Source organism: Citrobacter sp. Cpo074, from assembly GCF_030332745.1.
In the GTDB taxonomy this organism is placed as follows: Bacteria; Pseudomonadota; Gammaproteobacteria; order Enterobacterales; family Enterobacteriaceae; genus Citrobacter; species Citrobacter portucalensis.
In genome coordinates, this window is the sequence record NZ_JAOWHG010000018.1 from 1 (window position 1) to 609 (window position 609).

1 rRNA gene is annotated in these 609 nt (G+C 50.6%); it reads right to left on the bottom strand.

Annotation, left to right across the window (positions count from 1 at the left end):
* Positions 1 to 541 (bottom strand): 23S ribosomal RNA (locus OGX83_RS00650); the annotation flags it as partial.
* Between the last annotated feature and the right edge of the window lie 68 nt (positions 542 to 609).

A 609-nucleotide genomic window follows, 5' to 3' on the forward strand; every position in this document is an offset into this window, starting at 1 on the left:
TGCTCCCACTGCTTGTACGTACACGGTTTCAGGTTCTTTTTCACTCCCCTCGCCGGGGTTCTTTTCGCCTTTCCCTCACGGTACTGGTTCACTATCGGTCAGTCAGGAGTATTTAGCCTTGGAGGATGGTCCCCCCATATTCAGACAGGATACCACGTGTCCCGCCCTACTCTTCGAGTTCACAACACATGCACTTTTGTGTACGGGACTTTCACCCTGTATCGTGCGACTTTCCAGACGCTTCCACTAACACACATGCTGATTCAGACTCTGGGCTGCTCCCCGTTCGCTCGCCGCTACTGGGGGAATCTCGGTTGATTTCTTTTCCTCGGGGTACTTAGATGTTTCAGTTCCCCCGGTTCGCTTCATTACGCTATGTATTCACGTAATGATAGTGTGACGAATCACACTGGGTTTCCCCATTCGGAAATCGCCGGTTATAACGGTTCATATCACCTTACCGACGCTTATCGCAGATTAGCACGTCCTTCATCGCCTCTGACTGCCAGGGCATCCACCGTGTACGCTTAGTCGCTTAACCTCACAACCCGAAGATGTTTCTTTCGATTCATCATCGACTTGCAAAAATTTGAGAGACTCGAACACACC